19 protein-coding genes are annotated in these 20,202 nt (G+C 49.6%); 14 read left to right on the top strand and 5 right to left on the bottom strand.

From position 1 onward, the window contains the following. Nucleotides 1-5 precede the first annotated feature (5 nt). The 8 genes from ACW44H_RS06380 to ACW44H_RS06345 all read left to right on the top strand — a co-directional run bounded on the left by ACW44H_RS06380 (nt 6) and on the right by ACW44H_RS06345 (nt 7,388). Nucleotides 6-1,772 (top strand): SulP family inorganic anion transporter, encoded by a 1,767-nt coding sequence (locus tag ACW44H_RS06380; RefSeq protein WP_457508951.1) that lies wholly within the window; start codon nt 6-8, stop codon nt 1,770-1,772. A 5-nt stretch (nt 1,773-1,777) separates the two neighbouring features. Further along, a complete protein-coding gene (locus ACW44H_RS06375; protein WP_457507828.1) occupies nt 1,778-2,239 on the top strand; it encodes a YeeE/YedE family protein in 462 nt (153 codons plus the stop codon). Next, nucleotides 2,236-2,649: a DUF6691 family protein gene (locus tag ACW44H_RS06370; RefSeq protein ID WP_457507826.1), complete on the top strand. Its 414-nt coding sequence runs from the start codon at nt 2,236-2,238 to the stop codon at nt 2,647-2,649. Before ACW44H_RS06375 ends, ACW44H_RS06370 begins: the two co-directional genes overlap by 4 nt. A gap of 136 nt (nt 2,650-2,785) precedes the next feature. Continuing rightward, entirely contained in the window at nt 2,786-3,247 is a 462-nt protein-coding gene (locus ACW44H_RS06365) for a YgaP family membrane protein (protein ID WP_457507824.1), read from the top strand. Nucleotides 3,248-3,578: 331 nt separating this feature from the next. Continuing rightward, complete coding sequence (locus ACW44H_RS06360; RefSeq protein ID WP_290701024.1) at nt 3,579-4,280, top strand: response regulator; 702 nt, start codon at nt 3,579-3,581, stop codon at nt 4,278-4,280. Further along, nucleotides 4,277-5,611 (top strand): ATP-binding protein, encoded by a 1,335-nt coding sequence (locus ACW44H_RS06355; RefSeq protein ID WP_457507822.1) that lies wholly within the window; start codon nt 4,277-4,279, stop codon nt 5,609-5,611. Before ACW44H_RS06360 ends, ACW44H_RS06355 begins: the two co-directional genes overlap by 4 nt. A gap of 71 nt (nt 5,612-5,682) precedes the next feature. Further along, nucleotides 5,683-6,342, top strand: coding sequence for a c-type cytochrome (locus tag ACW44H_RS06350; RefSeq protein ID WP_290701019.1), 660 nt, complete (start codon nt 5,683-5,685; stop codon nt 6,340-6,342). A gap of 8 nt (nt 6,343-6,350) precedes the next feature. Then, nucleotides 6,351-7,388, top strand: a complete 1,038-nt coding sequence (locus ACW44H_RS06345; protein ID WP_457507820.1) for a c-type cytochrome — start codon at nt 6,351-6,353, stop codon at nt 7,386-7,388. Between the two features lie 60 nt (nt 7,389-7,448). Here the strand turns inward: ACW44H_RS06345 and dsbG are convergent, their stop codons facing one another. From dsbG to ACW44H_RS06325, 4 genes are all read right to left on the bottom strand, one after another. Further along, complete coding sequence (gene dsbG / locus ACW44H_RS06340) at nt 7,449-8,231, bottom strand: thiol:disulfide interchange protein DsbG (protein ID WP_457507818.1); 783 nt, start codon at nt 8,229-8,231, stop codon at nt 7,449-7,451. A 66-nt stretch (nt 8,232-8,297) separates the two neighbouring features. Then, complete coding sequence (locus ACW44H_RS06335; RefSeq protein ID WP_457507816.1) at nt 8,298-9,113, bottom strand: prolipoprotein diacylglyceryl transferase family protein; 816 nt, start codon at nt 9,111-9,113, stop codon at nt 8,298-8,300. Nucleotides 9,114-9,273: 160 nt separating this feature from the next. Then, nucleotides 9,274-9,819: a cysteine hydrolase family protein gene (locus tag ACW44H_RS06330; RefSeq protein WP_457507814.1), complete on the bottom strand. Its 546-nt coding sequence runs from the start codon at nt 9,817-9,819 to the stop codon at nt 9,274-9,276. Between the two features lie 121 nt (nt 9,820-9,940). Continuing rightward, on the bottom strand, nt 9,941-10,819 hold the full coding sequence (locus tag ACW44H_RS06325; protein ID WP_457507812.1) for an MBL fold metallo-hydrolase: 879 nt from the start codon (nt 10,817-10,819) through the stop codon (nt 9,941-9,943). 147 nt (nt 10,820-10,966) lie between these two features. Here ACW44H_RS06325 and ACW44H_RS06320 point away from each other — a divergent pair, with 147 nt between their 5' ends. Further along, on the top strand, nt 10,967-11,920 hold the full coding sequence (locus tag ACW44H_RS06320) for a GlxA family transcriptional regulator (RefSeq protein ID WP_457507810.1): 954 nt from the start codon (nt 10,967-10,969) through the stop codon (nt 11,918-11,920). 958 nt (nt 11,921-12,878) lie between these two features. Continuing rightward, on the top strand, nt 12,879-13,214 hold the full coding sequence (locus tag ACW44H_RS06315; RefSeq protein ID WP_457507808.1) for a type II toxin-antitoxin system PrlF family antitoxin: 336 nt from the start codon (nt 12,879-12,881) through the stop codon (nt 13,212-13,214). 1,080 nt (nt 13,215-14,294) lie between these two features. On the opposite strand, the gene ACW44H_RS06310 is transcribed toward ACW44H_RS06315, so the two are convergent. Then, complete coding sequence (locus tag ACW44H_RS06310; protein ID WP_457507806.1) at nt 14,295-14,612, bottom strand: hypothetical protein; 318 nt, start codon at nt 14,610-14,612, stop codon at nt 14,295-14,297. Nucleotides 14,613-19,036: 4,424 nt separating this feature from the next. Between ACW44H_RS06310 and ACW44H_RS06305 the strand changes: the two genes are divergently transcribed. The 4 genes from ACW44H_RS06305 to ACW44H_RS06290 all read left to right on the top strand — a co-directional run bounded on the left by ACW44H_RS06305 (nt 19,037) and on the right by ACW44H_RS06290 (nt 20,198). Further along, on the top strand, nt 19,037-19,228 hold the full coding sequence (locus ACW44H_RS06305) for a hypothetical protein (RefSeq protein WP_457507804.1): 192 nt from the start codon (nt 19,037-19,039) through the stop codon (nt 19,226-19,228). Nucleotides 19,229-19,243: 15 nt separating this feature from the next. Continuing rightward, nucleotides 19,244-19,462: a hypothetical protein gene (locus tag ACW44H_RS06300; RefSeq protein WP_457507802.1), complete on the top strand. Its 219-nt coding sequence runs from the start codon at nt 19,244-19,246 to the stop codon at nt 19,460-19,462. A 70-nt stretch (nt 19,463-19,532) separates the two neighbouring features. Then, complete coding sequence (locus ACW44H_RS06295) at nt 19,533-19,682, top strand: hypothetical protein (protein WP_457507801.1); 150 nt, start codon at nt 19,533-19,535, stop codon at nt 19,680-19,682. A 117-nt stretch (nt 19,683-19,799) separates the two neighbouring features. Further along, a complete protein-coding gene (locus ACW44H_RS06290) occupies nt 19,800-20,198 on the top strand; it encodes a hypothetical protein (protein ID WP_457507799.1) in 399 nt (132 codons plus the stop codon). Nucleotides 20,199-20,202 lie beyond the last annotated feature (4 nt).

The raw sequence follows: 20,202 nt of genomic DNA, 5'->3' as shown, positions 1-20,202 counted from the left end.
GTGCAATGGCCAGCCTGAAGCATTATCTGCCCATCCTCCAGTGGCTGCCCGGCTATGGACGCGATACGCTGGCCAGTGACCTGTTGGCAGCGGTAATCGTGACCGTCATGCTGATCCCACAGTCGCTGGCATACGCCATGCTGGCGGGCCTTCCCCCCGAGGTGGGGCTTTATGCAAGCATCGCTCCGCTGTTCGTTTATGCGATTTTCGGGACCAGCCGCACCCTTGCCGTAGGGCCAGTGGCAGTAGTCTCACTGATGACAGCGGTGGCCATCGGTCGTGTCGCCCCGCAAGGGTCGCCGGAATACTTGGGTGCTGCACTGGTACTGGCACTGATGTCTGGTTTGCTTCTCATCCTCATGGGGGTGGCGCGACTGGGCTTCTTGGCCAATTTCCTCAGTCATCCCGTGATCTCCGGATTCATCACCGCCTCGGCGCTGCTCATCGCGATCGGTCAGGCCCGGCACTTGCTGGGGGTGGAAGCCTCGGGTCACAACGTGATCGAATTGCTGGGCGACCTGTGGGGAAACGTAGGAAGCATCAATGGCATTACTCTTGCCATCGGTTTAGGTGTGCTGGCCTTTCTTTATGCTGCCCGGCGTTGGTTGAAGCCAGGGCTCCTGTCGCTAGGCCTGCCGTCACGCTCAGCGGATATGCTGTCCAAGGCAGCACCGATTGTTGCCGTGGCGCTGACTACCCTAGCGAGCTGGGCCTGGCAGCTCGATCAGCACGGCGTAGCCGTCGTGGGGGAAGTACCGGCCAGCCTACCTCCGCTTACCTTATCAGGCTTGGACCTTGGGCTATGGCGTGAACTGTTAGTAGCTGCCTTGCTGATAAGCGTGGTCGGTTTCGTAGAGTCAGTATCGGTAGGTCAGACCTTGGCCGCCAAGCGTCGGCAACGCATCGAGCCAAACCAGGAACTGATCGGTCTTGGCACTTCGAATATCGCGGCTTCCTTCTCTGGCGGCATGCCGGTGACGGGTGGCTTTGCCCGCTCGGTGGTCAATTTCGATGCCGGCGCTCAGACGCCGGCGGCAGGTGCGTTCACGGCCATAGGCATCACACTGGCCGCGTTGCTGCTGACACCGTTGATCGCCTACCTCCCCATCGTCACGCTCGCCGCAACCATTATCGTCGCCGTCCTGTCATTGGTGGATTTGGGCGCGGTGCAAAAAAACTGGGTCTATTCCCGCAGTGATGGCCTAGCCATGTTGGTAACCATCATCGCCACCCTGGGCCATGGGGTGGAAAGCGGCATCCTGGCCGGCGTAGGGCTGTCGCTCGCCTTGCATCTCTACCGTACCAGCCGTCCCCATAGCGCCGTGGTCGGCCGAGTTCCAGGCAGCGAGCATTTCCGAAATGTCCTGCGCCACGATGTTGAGACCGATAAGCGTCTGGTCATACTCCGCATCGACGAAAGCCTTTATTTCGCCAACGCCCGTTACCTTGAGGATACCGTGATGGCCTTGATTTCCCGGGACTTCGAATTGCAGCATATCGTGCTGGCGTGTCAGGCAGTTAATACCATCGACGCCTCGGCCTTGGAAAGCCTGGAGGAGATCAACGCTAGGTTGAAGGATGCCGGCGTGGCGCTGCATCTGGCCGAGGTCAAGGGGCCGGTTATGGACAAGCTTCGTGGCTCCGATTTCATGAAAGCGCTCGGCGGCGAGGTCTTTCTCAGCACCTACGATGCTTGGCGCAGCCTGCATCAAGAGGAAACGTCGTTGGCTCAGGCAACCAACACCCAACAGGTTCAGCAAACTAAGGAGTAAACGAAGTGGATTGGACTTCAAATCTGCAAGGATTGGCCGGCGGTATACTCATCGGTATTTCCGCCACCTGGTTGATGGCCACGCTAGGACGTATCACCGGTATCAGCGGCATCGCCGGCACGCTGGTGACGACGCGTCCAAAGGTCGACAGCGCTTGGCGGGCCGCGTTCTTGGTTGGCCTGGTCACCGGGCCTGTTGTGCTCGTTCTGGCGGGAGGCGGTCTTGGAAACGTGGTGGGACAGCCCAATGAGGTTATTGGTGATCCCGCCGGTGGCGTGATGCTGATGTTGATTGCGGGGCTGTTGGTGGGTGTCGGGACAGGGCTCGGCAGCGGCTGTACCAGTGGTCATGGGGTATGTGGCCTGTCACGTCTATCGCCGCGTTCGATGGCGGCTACCGTCACGTTTTTGCTGAGTGCCATGGCAACCGTCTATATCACCCGACACGTGATGGGAGGTGGAGCATGAGAACCTTAATGGCTTATGCCGCAGGGCTTTTGTTCGGACTCGGCCTCGCCATTTCGGGCATGACCGATCCGGCGCGTGTTCTCGGCTTTCTGGATATCGCCGGCGAATGGGATCCTACCTTGGCCTTCGTACTGGGCGGGGCCGTCATCACTACCTTCATCGGCTACCGGTTGGTATTGCGTCGGAGCAGCCCTTTTTTTGCTGATGAATTCCACCTACCAACCAAGCGTGAACTCGATAGCCGCTTGCTCGGTGGGGCGGCGCTCTTTGGTATTGGCTGGGGGCTGTCGGGCTACTGTCCAGGTCCTGCCATCGCCTCGGTCGTCGGACTGACCACGCCTCTCGTCGCGATGCTTGTGGCAATGATTGGCGGTTGGTGGTTAGCAAAGCGGTTCTCAGGCAGCCGCTGATCGGCGCTTGAGCTTCAACCATTGTTTGCTACGATTGAAGTACAGGTTTCGAAGTGTAGTTTTAGGTTAACGAAAGATAACTAGTGTCTGAAGAAAGGATGACGTTGGACAAATTAAATTAGGAAAAGGAGGTCATATGCTCCCTTCAACGACTTCACGCGTTGAGCAGAATACTGCTGACAGCATCAACCAGCATATCCGGCGGCGCACCGAAGACAACATTGCGTACTTCGCCGAACACCCCCATGAAATTGAACAACGTCTGCACGAACTTGACCATGAGTGGGACATTGAACGCACTCTGGAAGCGAATGCGGCTACCCTAAGCCTGGCTGGTGTGGCCCTTGGGGCGTTAGTCGATAAGCGTTGGCTTCTGTTGCCTGCGGCGGTAACCGGTTTTCTTCTGCAACACGCATTGCAGGGCTGGTGTCCACCCATCATTATCTTTCGAAAACGTGGTGTACGCACTTCAAAAGAAATCGATCAAGAACGCTATGCGCTTAAAGCATTACGTGGAGACTTTTCCCACCTAGTAAGTACTCCGCCAGCAAGCCCACGTGATCGTATGTACGAAGTGCTGGACAGAGTAGAACGTTAAGAACGCATTCGCTTATCTAAGCGAATGCTCATCAGGCCAAGCAAGTCCTACCCTCAGTGGGCAGGGCCGAAATGTACATGCCAAATCAACTCTCTGCTCTCCTTTGTTAAGAGAGCGGAGTTTATTTCTGCGCGCTACACCTCCCCCCAGCGACTTTCAGTCCGCTGAGTAATGTACTTACCCTGCTCAAGGTTTACGTTTACGTGCTAAGACAGCTGTTCCTGGCAATTAGGAACTAAAAAAGAGGGTGCTTTTGGGACTTGATGCCGCCTCCTTAACGCAGAGTTAATGCCCGTTAGTCATGCTGACGGGTAATAAAAAGGAAACTGCTATGCACGTTTTGCTAATTGAAGATGATCCGCTTGTCGCCTTAGGCATTCGCTCCGGATTAATGACATTCGATTTTGTGGTGGATCACGTATCGACCCTTAAAGCTGCCCGTCAGGCGCTGCAAACGGTTTCCAGCGATGTGGTCATCCTAGACCGCGGCTTACCCGATGGAGATGGCCTACAATTATTATCAGAGTGGCGTGAGCAAGGGATCGATGTGCCCGTATTAGTGCTTACTGCAAGAGATGCCGTGCGTGACCGAGTGGATGGATTACAAGGTGGTGCCGATGACTATTTGGTTAAACCATTTGATTTAAATGAATTAGTGGCGAGATTGCAGGCTCTATTACGCCGGGCTGCTGGGCGCAGCCGTGTTTTGATTAACCATGGAGAGCTTGCGCTAGACCCTACGGCACGGGAAGTTTACGTGGCAGGCCAACTGATAATGCTTTCACGCCGTGAGCTGGTACTGCTCGAAACGTTCCTTCAGTCGCCGCGTAGCGTACTTTCCGCAGACCAGCTTAAAGATAGCATTTATGGCATGAATGATGATGTCGAGAGTAATGCACTCAATGTGCATATTCATCATTTGCGCCGCAAGTTGGGCAGTGGCGTCATCGAAACAGTGCGAGGGTTCGGCTACCGATTAGGTAAGGCAGAGGCGGTGCATTTAGCGGGTACGCCCTATAAGGGTCAGCTATGAGTTTACGTGCCCGTTTGTTGCTCACGCTGGGTTTCACCCTGGCCCTACTATGGGGTATCGCCGCTGCTTGGTTAATGCGAGACCTAGAAGAAAAGTTTGTCGACACCCTGGACCAGCGTTTGGCCCAATCGGCACGTATGGTGGCTGGTTTAGTTCTCCAACTGCCGATTGAAGTATGGCAGAACGCCGAGCAACCGGTCCTGTCCATCCCCTCCATAGAAGGACTCGCCTGCCAAGTACACTCCCCCGCAGGTGAAATTATGGCGCGTACTCATGCCGATATGGACAATATTCTCGCGCCGGGCGAAAAGGGACATGCTTACCGACAAGCAGGGGGCGTGACGTGGCGGGTCTTTACCTATGAACGCGATGGTATTGTCATTACCACGGCTGATCGTATGGATGAGCGCAACATGTTGCTCAACGATGTCGTGCGATTAGCCGTCGTCCCCTTCATCGTTGCACTTGTGGGCAGCATGATAGCGTTGTGGTTAGGAATTTGGCGAGGTTTAGCGCCACTGACACGGTTACGCGAGTCTCTCGCGAATCGTCATCCTGATGCGTTGGCCCCCATTGCTACCTATGGCCTACCCAAAGAGATTCGACCGCTGATTGACACCCTTAATGGTCTGTTGGCCCGAATCCAACAAACCATTATCCGCGAGCAACGCTTTACTAACGACGCCGCTCATGAGTTACGTACGCCCCTCACTGCGATCAAAACTCACCTTCAAGTGGCTCGTCGCTTAGAGGGAAGCGCAGCAATGGAATCACTCAGCCATGCTGAAGAAGGTGTGGGCCGGTTGAACTCAACGCTAGATCAATTACTCACCTTGGCTCGCGTGGAAGGACGTATACGCTTTGATGATGGAGAAGCGAGTCATGTGGCGGAAGTAGCTGAGAACGCGATAGCCGATACTCACGAACCTCACCTAGAGCGTTTTGTTTTACCGCCGCGATGGCCGGAAGCCACACTCGCCATGCCACGGGAGCTGGCGGTTACCGCCTTACGAAATTTGCTAGATAACGCTCTGCAGCATGGATCATCAGATATGCCCATTACGCTGGAAGTGCAGTGGGAGCCTGGTGAGAGTTTCCTTACGTTTATTGTTAGTGACCAGGGGCCAGGCGTGGATGAAGCGACGCTTAAGCAAATAACGCAACGCTTTTGGCGCGCCAGTAAGCAGCAAGGGAGCGGGCTTGGGCTAGCTATAGTGACGGCAATCGCCGAGCGTTTTGGCGGTGAAGTTACCTTTATTAGCCCCGCTGAAGGAGGGTTTACCGCGCGCTTGGTAATGCCTGTGACGATGCCAAAAACGACCAAGCCATAGGCGTCTGGGTAGTGTTTCTATTCAATAAGGTGTTAACAAAAGACAACGATAACGTCAGAAGGAAAATCACGATGAATAATAACTACCTGAGAAGGTTTGGTCTGTTATTGGGGGCTGGCCTGGTGGCCGGAAGCGCGCTCGCAGAGCAGGGTGATGCAGGCCGAGGCCTATTGGCAGCTGCCACTTGCACCGCCTGTCACCAAGCCGATGGCAGTGGGCTGCATGTAGAAAATGGCGAATCGTGGCCCCGCTTAGCGGGTTTAGATGCAGCATATATCGTTAAGCAACTGCATGATTTTAAAGAGGGTCGACGCCAAAGTGCTACGATGATGCCATTTGCCAATATGCTTGATGACCAGCAGGTACTAGACGTAGCGGCGTACTACAGTCAGCTAGAAGTTACCCCGGGGCAAGGCGGTGATAAGGCGGACGAAGCACTTCTGGCGCGCGGCGAGCAGTTAGCTAATCGTGGTGACTGGGATGCCTATATTGTGTCGTGTAAAAGCTGCCATGGACCAGGGGGTATGGGCGTTGGTAGTGACTTTCCGGGCATCGCCAGTCAACACGCTGGCTACATTCAAGCTCAACTACAGGCTTGGAAAGATGAAGAGCGCTCTAATGATCCACAAAATTTAATGGGATCGATAGCTAAGCGTTTAAGTGATGATGATATTCAGGCCGTTTCGGCGTGGTATGCCCGCCAAAACGCTAGCCAGGCAGCGGGAGAATAATGATGACAATGCATAAACGCACTCTTGTCCTGGCAATCGCGACCACCTCACTGGTTGCCGGATTGGCTATGACGGCATATGCCGCTAATGGGGAGTCTGAAAGCGAGGCGATGCCTTATCAGAACCTTACCGAACTCGGATATCCTGCACCCCAGGAGGGCGAGCTGGTCCATGTGCCGCCGACTATGGAAGACCTGGAAGCGGCGGATATTCATCCTGAGTTAAAAAAGGTCATTCGCTACGGCTACGAGCTATTTACGGATACTCAGCAGCTGCGCAATAAGTATGTTTATAACGATATGAATTGTTCTAGCTGCCATCTAGGCGAAGGTCGTCAACCATTTAGTGCGCCTGTTTGGACGGCAGCAGTAACACTACCTGATTTTCGCGGTAAAAATCAGCATGTGAATAGCCTTGAAGAGCGTATCGCAGGTTGCTTTGCCTACTCTATGAATGGTGTGCCTCCTGAGTATGGCAGTGATGAAATGTTGGCACTCAGCGCCTACCATCAGTGGTTGGCCACCGGTGCGCCGATGTATCCAGACAAACCGATTTATGGACGTGGTTTTCCTGCGCCGGATGAACCTGAGCAAGCTCCTGACTATGCACGTGGTGAAGCTGCCTACCAAGAAAACTGTGCAATATGCCACCAAGAAGATGGTTCAGGGCATTACGAGAACGGCGAGTATGTTTTTCCTGCTCCCTGGGGTGATGGGTCGAACAATTGGGGAGCCGGTATTGCTCGTTTAGACACTGCGGCCGGTTTCATTCAAAATAATATGCCCTTAGGCCAACCTCACTCGCTCTCAGATCAGCAGGCCTGGGATATTGCCTATTATGTAAGCAGCCAAGAACGCCCTCAAGACCCCCGCTACACGGGTGATGTCGCTGAGACAGCCGAACGCTTCCATGGTCGCTCACTTTATGGCAAAGCCCGCGAGCATGATGATCATGTGCTCGGCAATCACGATAACTTTGGTGACAAAGGCGACGCACAGCCATGGAACGTAGGGATGCCTAGATTTGAGAACCTAAGCGAGGATTGATACTGGCTCTACTCCACCGCAGAGTTAAATTAGCATGCGGTGGAGTTTTCAATTGACGTGTTAGGGCGTTTCACTGCCCATCATTTCTATTAACCGTGATTCGCTGGGCATGCCTTCTATTCGGTCGATTCGAAGAGTGCCGTTGTCTGTCTCACGTTGGAAGGCGCTTGTCGGCGTAGCGTATAACCCCAACTCTTCAAATAATTGGTTATTGGCATACACCTGTTCTTCGATCTCACGAGATTGAGCGCTGGCCTCTATCTCTTGGTCGCCGCTTTCATGTGCATGTAACGTTGCGGAAGGATCATCGGCACCTAAGATAGCAGCTGCTTTGCCGGGGCTGTCAGGGGCTAAAATACCTACCATGATATGACGTAGCTGTACCTCACCGGCTTCGACCCAAGGACGAACGGCATGCCAGAGTTGACGACAGTAGGGGCAGTTTGGATCCGTAAAGGTATAAATGGTGCGCGGTGCATCCACGTCGCCATCTTGAATCCAGTGGCTGGCCTCGAATGCCTGCCAGGTTTCAGCTTCCAAGGGCGCTCTTACGTGCTCATCCAACTGCGCTTCAGTAAGATCATTGCCTCGGCTATCCATTAATGTGCCGATAATGGCATGTTCTTTATCGGGCGTCAGGTAGATCGCCATGTCACGGCCCTGGACACTAGCGCCATAGCCGCGTAACCCGCCAGGGGCATCAAACTGTCCGTGAATTTCTATCCCTTGGTCGGCGAGGGCCTGAACGGGGGCGGGTAAGTCATCGGCGTGGCTAGCTGAAAGGCCACTAAGCCCTGCCAGTAGGAGAAAACTGCTAATAGAAGCGTGTTGATTTAAGCGCATTACTACATCCTGTTTAAGTGGGGCATTTTCAATTAGACAGCAGAGGTTGAACGATATGGATGCGGGTCAGCGCAAACGTTCCAGGCTACGTTGCAAGGTAGCGCTGGAAAGCTCGCCAAAGTGCGTATTGACCAGTTGCCCATCGGCATCATAAAAAAGTGTGGTTGGCATGGCGTGGGCACCGGTGGCTTGGCCAATGGCATTGCGGGGGTCTAGCCAAACATTATCTAGCGTGAAATCATGTTTGTTCATAAAAGCATCAATGTGTGTCGGCGATTCTCCTTGGTTGATAAACACAAAGGTAATCTCCGCTTCATTCCTTTGAACTTCTTCAAATACAGGCATTTCACGAATACAAGGCGGGCACCAGCTCGCCCATAGGTTAACCACTAATGGTTGTTGGCTAGTTTGTGATATTTGCGGCAAGTTGATGGGATCTCCATCAAGGGTGATAAGTGGAGCCTTAGGCAGTGGGCGTGATTGTTGCTCCATCAATAGCATGCTGCCAGCAGCTAAGCTCCATACAAAGCCACCTGCCAAGAGTGCTCCACTTAGCGGGATGCGCTGGCGAGGAAAATGCCATAAAGACCAGCTGGCATACGCAAGGCCAATTAAAATCCCCCCAATAATATCAAAGCCTCCATCACGAATATCTAAGCGGTCTAATAAGCCATCATATTCACCCCAGTAGCGCACTACGAAAACTAAGCGCGCGCCGAGAATTGCAACAAAAAGTAGCGTAAATAGCGTATCACTCACGGGAACATGGCGGCGGCGGCCCAGTAGTGCACCGACAAGGAGGGCTAACATAAAAGAAAAACCAATCAATAGCTGGTGAAGGCTGAAACCCATCGGCCCAATGGCAATACTTTGTTGCAACATAAAATAATCTGTCCCTACGATAATGTTGTACTGCTATGGTGGCAGCACAACATTATTTGAAGATTATCTGTTGCCCGCATAGGGCGTTATGTCGCAACTCGCTCGGCAGGTTAATCTCAATGAGTAAGTAGAGGTGGCCACGTCGCACAGGGCTATGGCATTACCCTATATAGTGCTCCGTTGTAGTTACCGTGCCGTAAGCAAATGCCAAGGCTGCCATTATCGTTGCATGAACCTGAGACGCTGGCACCGTAGCGCCTTCGAATTCAAGATCCATCGTGGCGCAGGCATCATGGATAATGGTTGTCTTGTAGCCGAAGTCCGACGCCGCCCGACTGGTTGCATCGATGCACATATGGCTCATGGCGCCAATAATGACGACCTCCTCAATACTTTGCTCATCCAGTAGCGCCTTCAAACCCGTCTCACGAAACGAGTTAGGGAAATGCTTCACTCGTACTGTCTCCTGCTCCAACGGTGCAACCATGGAGTGGATGGCGACCTCTGGTGTACCGGGGGTGAAGAAAGGGATCGCTGGATCAGCAGACTCATGCTGGACATAGATAACGAGATCTTTTGCCGACCGCGCATGCTCAATGACCCTGGCGGCATTCGCCGCGGCCTTTTCAATACCCTCCAGTTGCAGCTTGCCACCGGGAAAATACTCATTCTGGATATCGACGACGATAATAGCGCGATTACTCATGGGGTTAATCCTTTTCAGTAGTGGTTGCCTGGGCGTTTACGCCTGGGCAATGAAGCCAGCAAGCCAGTTTTAGAGACATTGATATGAAGAAATGGGCCGCCGTGAAAGGCGGCCCATGGCATTAAAAGGAGATGACTTCACCATCGGCAGGGATAGAGACGTGATCCTGGATCCCTACTTCTTGCACGTAATCAGACAGCTCGTCACGGCTTAGCGTCATATGGTTCACGGCTTCCATATGCACTGCTATGATGGTGGCATCAGGGGCCGCTCGATGGGCCCGCAGTGTGTCTTCCTTACCCATAATAATCGGGTCACCTTCAAAACCGGTCATCTCTGCGGCACCGGCATTCAATACGATTACCTCTGGGTTATATTGCGCCAGTGCCTGTTCAACCTCATCACGCCAAATGGAGTCGCCCACCAGATACGTGGTTTTTTGGTCAGGGGCTTCGAAGACGACGCCCATAAAGTCACCGAGGGCTTTTGCCAGTTCGGGGACAGCATAGAGAGTATCCGAGCCATGCTGACCGCCCGTTTTATGCATTGTTACTCCACCAAATTCCGCCTCACCGTCCAACAAACGCACATCGCTAAAACCCTGTGAGCGAATCAGCTTGGCATCGGCAGTGTTCTGTGCAAACAGGGGAATGTCCTTCGGCAGCAGCTCCTGGGCGGCATCGTCCCAGTGGTCGAGGTGTGTGTGAGTAACGATGACAGCGTCGACGTCATCGATCATCACCTCAAAGGGCATGGGCAGCCCCACCAGAGGATTACGCAACTCGCTACGATAGGTATTCTCGAAGCCAGGATAAGCGCCCTGCACGGCCAGCATCGGATCAACCAAAAAGGTGGTGTCCCCATAGGTGATTTTCACCGTTGCATTGCGAATCTGCTGCACTTGATGCGTTGACGCCTGGGGGGTTGAATCCGCCAATGCGTTACCGGCAATGAGTCCTGTGGCTAGGACGAGAGAACTGGCTAAGGTTTTAAATAACATCTAGATACTTCCTATCAAAATATGGATGGTTGATGACAGGCAGTGTAGAGGCGTTCAAACAACAGAAACATTGGCCTGAAAGCCAATGATCGAAACTTTTGGGCCAGCATAGTAGTATTAAGTGAATACACCCTTAGGAGCCAAGCCTTGTCTCTGCCTCGCGTTGGACTGATCCTTCATCCACGTATTAGCCCTTTCCACTTCTCAGTGCCTTACACGCTGTTCGGCATGGCTTTGATCGATCGCCCGCTGTTCGATCTAACCCTTGTGGCACCGGGAGGGGAATCATTGGAGGCCGAGCATGCAATGACGATCCGTCCCGATGGCGGTTTAGAGCTTTTGGACAACGTGGATATCGCGGTGGTGCCCGGCTGGCATGACCTGGATGCAGCCCCGCCGTCAGCGCTGTCCGAAGCGCTCATCCGTTGTCATGAAAGGGGTGCTCATGTGGTCGGGCTTTGTTACGGCACCTATGCCCTGGCTTACGCGGGGCTGCTCGACAATAAGCGGGCGTCGACTCACTGGCTGGCCGAGCAGGATTTCAGTCGCCGCTTCCCCAAGGTCAAACTGGACACCAATGCGCTCTATGTGGAGGAGGATCGGCTGGTGACCTCTGCGGGTACTGCTGCTGGCCTGGATTGTTGCTTATTCCTAGTGCGTGAATATTACGGCGCGCAAATTGCGAACAAGGTAGCCCGGGTCATGGTAGTTGCGCCGCATCGTGAGGGTGGCCAGGCGCAGTTCATTGAACAACCGGTGGCTACCTCCACCCAGGATGCCCACATCAACCGCTTATTGGACTATTTGAGAGAAAACCTAACCGCTTCGCATAGCATTGATGAGCTAGCGGCGCGTACCGCCATGAGCAGACGTACCTTCACGCGTCATTTTCAAAAAGCGACCGGCATGACGGTCGTGGAGTGGTTAGTGAACGAGCGGTTACGACGTGGGCGCGAACTGCTGGAAACCACTTCCTTGTCGGTGGAAGCGATATCAGAGAAAGTTGGTTTCCACACAGCGACCTCTTTCCGGCAACACTTTAGGCATCATCATCAAGTCAACCCACGCGACTGGCGCAAAACCTTTGGCCATAACGCCTGAATTTCGTCGAGCCAGTGTTGCCCTACCCTGCCATTGGCTGCGTTCATGGTTTTGACGGCTCATCGATAGGAGCCACCACTAAGCCTCATCGCGTTTTTGACGCAAGCGTATGGCTAGGGTAAAAGGTGAATGCGCCCACTGAGGACATTCAGGTAGTCACTTTCTGGAAATGACACATAAGGGCCTTGGAAGGCTGGTTTCGGCCAGGAGCGGTCATTTAGTCGACACTGATATAACGCCCAGCTCACGCGCTGGTTTGGAGCCGCGAAGTGGCAGAAAATCGGTCGCTGTGCAGCAGATTGTTAAATTAACTTTGTTTTGGCACCAGGTGCTCCACCACCTGATGAACCAGGAGCGTATACAAATCTAAGTGAGATCCTTACAACCTTACGCTTAGGCTTTTTTTTAATATTCGTTCTTGCAACGTAACCTCTGCCTCTTCTGTCAAAGAAAAATCTTCTTCGGTGGTTTCACTATCCTTGACCTTGAAAAACTTAAGAAGCCCTTTCTGCGTCAGAGATTGTCCAGCAGCATATATTTGATGAGACATCATATTTTTTGATTCGGTAGTGCCATAAGGAATCTCATCCGCCCAGAGAATATCAAGGAACTCACTCTGAGAATTAGTTAAGTTGAATATCGGGCTGAACACCCCCTGCAGGTTGTATTAATTGGGTACTTTAGTTTTACACTGCGTGGAATTTTATGTGTAACAATGTAAGCGTTAAGGTAGTTCTTGCCAACACGGTTTACTGATCAAGCCTTAGCTTATGCGCTATGGTGCTCTGGTCTGGTCAGTAGATGTGGTCGGCTTCGATCGCTCTTACGTTACCCACTATGCTGCGTCAACCCTGAAATAACCTCAACAGTTACCATTATGTAGTTGTGATACTTGTTGATCGCCCCTCGACGATGCGTTTGCATCAATTTAGCCATATCATCGAACGGATGACCGAACATGACCACTTCCACTCAGGCGTACACCACCCTATCAGATCACTACCAAACGATGGTGCCCAAATCGGTGTGTCAGGCACTAAAGCTGAAACCACATGATCGAATTCACTATACGATTCGAGCCAATGGGGAAGTGATACTCTCACGCGCTAACGATGAGTCTAGCCAAGAGTTCGTTAAAAACAGCTTTTTGGCGTTCCTAGAGCACGATTTGCTCGAACATCCGGAAAACATTCGTCTTGTTACCAATGGCGCTTTTGCCGCTGCCGAACGTCTTACGTCAGGTATTGATGTAGACCTAGATGAAGTACTACCTGTAAAGGATGATGACGCATGAATCCACTGAGAATCACTATCAGAAGCCTTCCGAACGAAGCGCCTGAAAAATGCGGTTCATATGAACGAGGATCACTCCAGCGGCATCAGCCAGCTCAACCAGAATAGCGAGCGGCCATAATAAAGGCATTACCACTGGCTAGCCCCCACCGCTCTCAGAAGCACCATAAGCTGTCGGATGACAATGCGAGCATCTGTTTCACGTAATGCTTTGTATTTTAAGTGTTGTTTTCAGCGTAAAGGCAGGCATGCCGTCCCAGGCATTTCAGATTCCCTTCGCTATCAAACATCACTTCCATGGTGTAACGCATCCGCCATGCTTGAGCGGCGATCCTGGCGTCACATCTACAGCATAATGGTCTTAAAGGATTAGTTATGCAGGAAACCAGTGATAGTTTTTGTAAACCAACTCCTACAACAGACAAAAAAACGCCCCAATCATGGGGCGTTTCTAACTCTTGCCTTCCTGGCTTGTGGCCGCTCGTCCTGAGCGAGACATCCATTTCTAAAGCGGCTTCCTGCCGCCGACATCTTTAGACTAACGTACATAAAAAAGACGATCAACCCATGCTTAGATGGATTCGCTATAAGCTAATCCCTCGGCCTTAATATAGGGCATAAAAATTATATTTGATGGCTGAGTGCTGTAAAGTTTGACTATTACCGGTAGTCGAAGTGTGTATTAACAGCGCGTTTACTCACTCCCTCCTTACCTCTAACATAGCCTAGACACCGACTACATGGGTCTCTAGGCAATGAAGCTACTTATAGCTGCTGACATGGTCACTAGCATATGCTTAGTATTTGCGAATTAGATGTTAAGTCTTTTTTATCCATTCGACAAACCCTAAGTAATCATGTCTTGCTAGACTTGAACTGGACTATTAAGCAATGTACAACAACATGTTTTCAATGATTACTAGCAACTCGCTCTTCAGCGTTATATAGATAGGCAAACATACTAAGTGCCGCTGTCTGTAAGAGCTGCCAAAGAGTGAGAAAAAGAAAAAAAGATGTTAACACCTAGAATCAAATAACAAAACTGCAAACTGTTTGTGTATTTATCGGGCTAGTGTTTAGCTCAATCATTATTGCCGAAAAAGGAGTCAGTGGCCACCAACCCTAATTTTTCGCCCTCACCGTTACAATTGGCCTTGTCGTCGTCGCTGAACAAGTTTTGTATGCTTCGTTCTTGTTTTAAGTATGACACTGTATTAAAAAAACAACTTTCACATAGATGCAACTCGTATCGCTCGCCATCATGCTCAGAGCCATAGCCCCAATGAGCTTTTAGCGTCGCAAACTCAAGTGTATCAGATGCAATTCGAGTAGAACAAAGACATACATCACATATCACGTCTGTAACGGTATTGATTTCCAACTTCCCAATAATTTTCATTTTATTCTTCCTCAGTAGCAAACAAACCATAATCTAGAAAATACAAAAAAAAATCTTAGCAATTCATCTAAATCTGACTGGTTTAAACAGATGAAATTATATAATAGAAAAATAGCAGCGCAATAGCGCGATGACACAAATAGCAAGAATAAAAATATGCAGATTCGACTTGCCCTGCGCAAAAAGTGCGGTATCCTTTTAGAAGCTGGTAAAAAATTTTAAATATAAATTAAATAGGTGACTCGAGATGCAAGAAAAAATTTTACGCTCTCTTTTTAGAGAGGCGAATAATGCTTGTCAACGATTAGGGGTTTTAATTACATCTCTAAGCATCGTCTTAACCTTATTCTTGGATGAGGTTAGTTTGAAGACTGGAATACTTGCGATAGTCGTAGGGATATTAACAACTTTCACATGCCTTTATAATAAAATAAAATTAGACATAGAGGAGAAGACAAAATGATTCATGAAATTTTAAGTATCAAATTTTTATTGCTTTGTACACCATTATTTATTGCGGTATTGCTCACTATTGGTGTACACCGTCTTAATCGAAAAAAATAAGCATTGGTAAAACTCACTGTTAAGAACCGCCAACATGGCGTTTTTTTTGGGGAAACATCACGTATCGTACTCGTTATTTATTAAATTTATTTAGCATTTTTTCCCTCGTTATTTTACTTTTTGTATGTGCAGCTCACGGGGGTCACGCTAGAGGCCGCAGGGGCGTACAGAGATTCTGCTAACGCTAATTGGATTGTACAGTTCGACTGACGCAGGCTTGTTGCTGACATTTCGATTATCTTTGCAATTATTTCTAATACTTTCAACTATGCAATACAGAGCTAACAATAAGCATAGCAACTTAATTTGCGTCGTCATAAATAAATATCACATAAAAAATAAACAATATTTTTCAGTATCAGTGCATTTCTAGTTAACTTAATTTTCAGAATCAGGAACCAATCAACAAAGTCTAGGCAAGCCTCTCGCTACTGCATTTAATTTCGGCCGCCAAAATTCCAAATTACTCATTTTAATAAATTTTATTTAGCAATCTTATCAATGCAAAGCAGATTTAAAAAATACGAATTAAGGATTTACATTGACTCTTCCATTAATGGATATTGCCTCCAAACACATAATATCTGTTCAAATATTACGCCTATTTAGCCTACCTCTTAACGATAACAAAAACAAATCACAGAGCATGTTAATCATAAAACATTAATATACGTATTCCAACGAGACGCCTGCAGGCGTCTTTTGAAGCTATTGATCATTTCGAGTAGCCTTTTTTGCAGAAGAAAGCTTTATGCTTGATTTAAACGCATTCCCCAGACTGACTAAAAAAGCTTATGGATCTATTTAAGATAAAGCCCTAGCTTGTTAAATTAGGAAAACCAAGTCAGTCTGGGGAACACATCGTATTTCCCCGCCCCCAGTTCGTTTTACATTCGGTGGCCACTCGTCGCATCTCACACGCAAAAAAGCGGTCGAAAACATGTTGCTTCCCCAGACAGATATTAACGTGGGGAATGGGCAGGGATGTTCCCCATCAAAATATACGACTCCCCAACACATATTCAGCAGTTGATAGACTCACCAGAAGTCCGCGCAGGTTGAATGGTCGAGCTTTGCTCATCGATGGCTGACGAAGTGGACGAGAGGATTGCAGAACTCAAATTTGAGCTGAAGAAGGTTTAGCTACTTGCAGTTTCATTTTCAGACGAATTCTGGGAAGAGATAGATGAATACCGTGCTGATGGGCAGTATGGTAATTCTCTTGGCGTGAGAAACCGGCACCGCGAGGACTCATTAGAAATATCGTACTACAAAGCTTTTTAAATTAAACATGAGGGCGCTAGTAAGATCAAAGCTCAACACTTACGCAAAACAGGTCTAAATACATGTCTTGAAAAAGATATAGCTGGTCTTTTGGATTGGGGGAAAGAGATCGTTAGAGTTATGGAGAGAAAATTTAAGGTTTGTCGTGAGATGACAAAACTGCTCGCGAAACAGCGATCACAGCTGAAAGCTTACAAAAATGCTTTAGGCACCCTCCGTTAGCCTTAATCGCAGTCTGACCTGCGAGGCAGCACCTTCTCCCTCCCTCACAGAAGACCTACATAGGCCCTGTGGCAGCTTTCCGCTGACCAACCTAGGGGGAGCCATAGGGTGCTACCCTGAACGCACTCAGAGACGACCTTCTACGAGCTGTTTTGCAGCCGAAATCAAGCTAACTGCGATTTTATGCGTTAATTTGGAATTTTTAGCAGGAGCTATATGTACAAATTTAGCAAACAATTAAAGAAGCGATGCGTGTGATTAAAGTATAAATAATCATTTATGCTTTAGCCAGAGACGCCTGTGGGCGTCATGATGGGTATGCATAAAACGCCTGTGGGCGTCGTGCTGGTTTACGAGTAGAGCTTGCAGGCGTTCATTAATCTTATCCAAGCATCTCTTTACGGTTATCTGAATAAGGTCTATTAAATGATAGCCATCAAGTATGACTCTCTAAATGAACAAACATTTATTACTCAAAAGACGCGCTTAAACTTGTCGCTCTGTGAATTTTTTTGCTGAAAAACACTATAATGCAACCTTACGACCTCTCTGTCCTTCAATTAATTTACGAGCTCTGCTCTGATGTGGTGGTTGATCATTCGATGGAATGTCTTGAGGCAAGCTCCCTGGTATCTTACCAGTTAGAGAAAGCAGAAATACCTCATCGTCTATTGCGCGGTTCTTTGAGCTTTTCCGCCTTGGGGCAGTCTGCAACGTTCTGAAAACCACACTATTTTATTGAGATTAGAAAAGAAGTTGACATCATTATTGATACCTTCCTGGCTTTTGTTTCGCGGAAGAAGTTGGAGAAGGCCCACCTTTAGTATGTATCCGTAATGCTGAAAATTCACCTCTACGGTACACGACCGATGAAGACGCTTATGACGATCGTATGGTTTGCTCAATGCTTCGCAATTATGCAAAAAAAATGGTAGTGCCACGTTCAATTTTTGATATCTAGTAAAAAAGCCATTAACCCCCTCAAAATTGCACCCTAATCTACAATTCCCGGATTTTGAAGACGCTAAAATACATTTTTCTTAACCGGAACGACAGACGATGTATTTAGACGATCTATTGTATGGGCGTAGTAGACAAACGCAGATATACGCTGCGCGCCTATATCAGATAGATCAGAACTTGCCCCCTATTAGCAACTCGAAGCACCCATCGTTGATTCTGCGTTATGGTGGTTGATGATGTTGAATGGCGTGCGGCCCAAACTGCTGTATTAATTTAACGTAAAACCGATGGGCTTTCTTCGAAATGTCCCGTGTTGGTATTAGCCAATCAGGCAATAGATGTAAGTGCACAAAGGTTGCAATCATGGGGCCAGCTTGAAATTCGCCCAATGATAATTGAAGAGTGGATGGGTATGATCCTGTAATTAGCAGATGAACAGCTTCTGTTGGAAATCATTAGAATGTTGCCTGCTTCTTGGTCTGTTGTACTTGAAGGTCGATGCAGGCGACAGTAACGCTTGTCGATCGCGGCTTGGTCAGTAAAGTGGATGAGCTAACAACATAACCAGGTAGGAGAAAGTTATATTCACAAAATCCATTTTTACGTTCCTTAAAGAGTCGCTACCGACCACAGCATCCGTCGGGCAAGTTCGAGGATACATTGGCGGTTATTTGCAGACCTGTTTATTGCCGGTTATTTGGGCAACGGTTTTTACTGACAGTGTTAGCAGTAGTCACCTGATGTTCTTTATCCCCGGCATTATAGTCATGGCGCTGTCAGTTAAAGATCACCTGAAGTCCGTAGACGTTTTCAGTCACCTGGTAGCTTCTATCATTAATGCCGGACTTGGCTATGTCGTAGCCATTGCTGCCAAAGCAGTCTGGTTGGCGTACTTAAACTTGTGAGAAACCCTTGATGAACAGAAAGGCAGTAGCAGCAAAGAAAAGTAGTAGCATCGCTAATCCCCTACTACTCGGTGGTTTGGGTTCGTTTATCGGCGCAGCAGCTGGATCAGTCTTAACACTTTATGCCACTGGCATGGTCAGCGTGAACGATCAGATTGACAACAACATCGCGATCTTGACGTAGATTCAACACTCACAGCTCGCCGCACCGGCGACCAGTAACGATAACCTTTCCACTGCTATTGCCGAAGGCATCAAGGCGCATTACGAAAATCAGCAGCAAGCCATGCGTGCTGAGAAATTCGCATCCTATGACTTGCTTCATGACAGCGTAGAAGGCGACAACTGGATATACGGTAGCCCGACGCAAGGTTCACCCTCTATACCTTTGCTGATACGCAGTGTTCCTTTTTTCAGCGCTTCCACGGCACGCCCAATCAATTGGTCGAGGCCAGTGATGGACTAGTCAATACGCAGTACCTCCCGATGACGATCATCTATAGCCTGTCGGAACCGAAAGCCGTGGCCTCTGAGTGTGCGGGTCGTCTTGTTGGGAATAAAGCATTTTGGGTTTACTTGGACGATCATTACGACAACATCAGCAGTGCTACCAATGCGCGCAGCATGACCGACATGGCGACATCGATTGGCCTGGACAAAGAAGCGTTTGCCTCCTGATTGAACGACCAGGACGTGATCGCCCAAATCCGTGAAGATAATCGCAGTGCTCAGAACCAGGACATGAACCCAACGACCTCCTCAATGATCATTAATCATAAAACCGGACGCACCGAGATTGTCTTTGGCGCGAAGCCCATGGGAGCATACATCCAAGTGATTCGCGGAATGATTGTGGATGATGAAGCCGAGGCCTTAGCGGAAGATACCGCTCAAGCCCAGGGTAAATACTAGCCGAAAAGGACATCTGATTATACTTCCTATACCACCAACCGCCCTACTCTTTGGCACCCTGTTTGTTCTGATGAGATCCAATCTTGGCGGCGTGGTGCTGAGGGACATTCTCACCCTGGCAGCGCTACATTTATGGCCCGACATGATGGCCACCCCCTACGAATGGGTCGGTGTTGTTATTGATAGCACAGGGTTAAGTGGGCTTATTAACGATGAATGATAAACGGACATTATCTGAACAATGCCGATAAGGCTGCCAAAACGATCGCCTCATCGGTCACCCGGAATAAAGCACCTTGCTAGCATCGACGCTATATCAATGACTGACGGGTGCTTTATGCGTTCACTCCTTCCCACACTGGCCCTATCCGCAACGGTAATGCTGAGAGCTACTCAATCAAACGCGCTGCAGCAAAAAACCGTACAACGGGGCAGCGTTACCATGCGCGGATCGTTGACCCAGGTAGCCTCAGGCGATACCGTCAGAATATCGGTACGCAATACTTGCCGTCGCCAATGGTGTTCACAGGTCGGTGAACAGCTCACCATTAAACTGTCCTCTGTACTAGCACCCACTCCTCCCCCGCCCTTTGCTTTTGATTCGATATCTACCCTTACCCGCATGGTTGGAGGTCAGCTACTCATGATTGCTCCTGATTCACTAGATGCTGATGGCAGTGTCACCGGCAACTCCTATCAGGGTGATCGGTGGATCAATCGAGACGTGATTGCTTAAGGGT

The organism is Vreelandella sulfidaeris Esulfide1 (assembly GCF_054072535.1).
The sequence above is the reverse complement of the archived record's forward strand: the minus strand, read 5'-3'. Positions and strand labels throughout refer to the sequence as shown.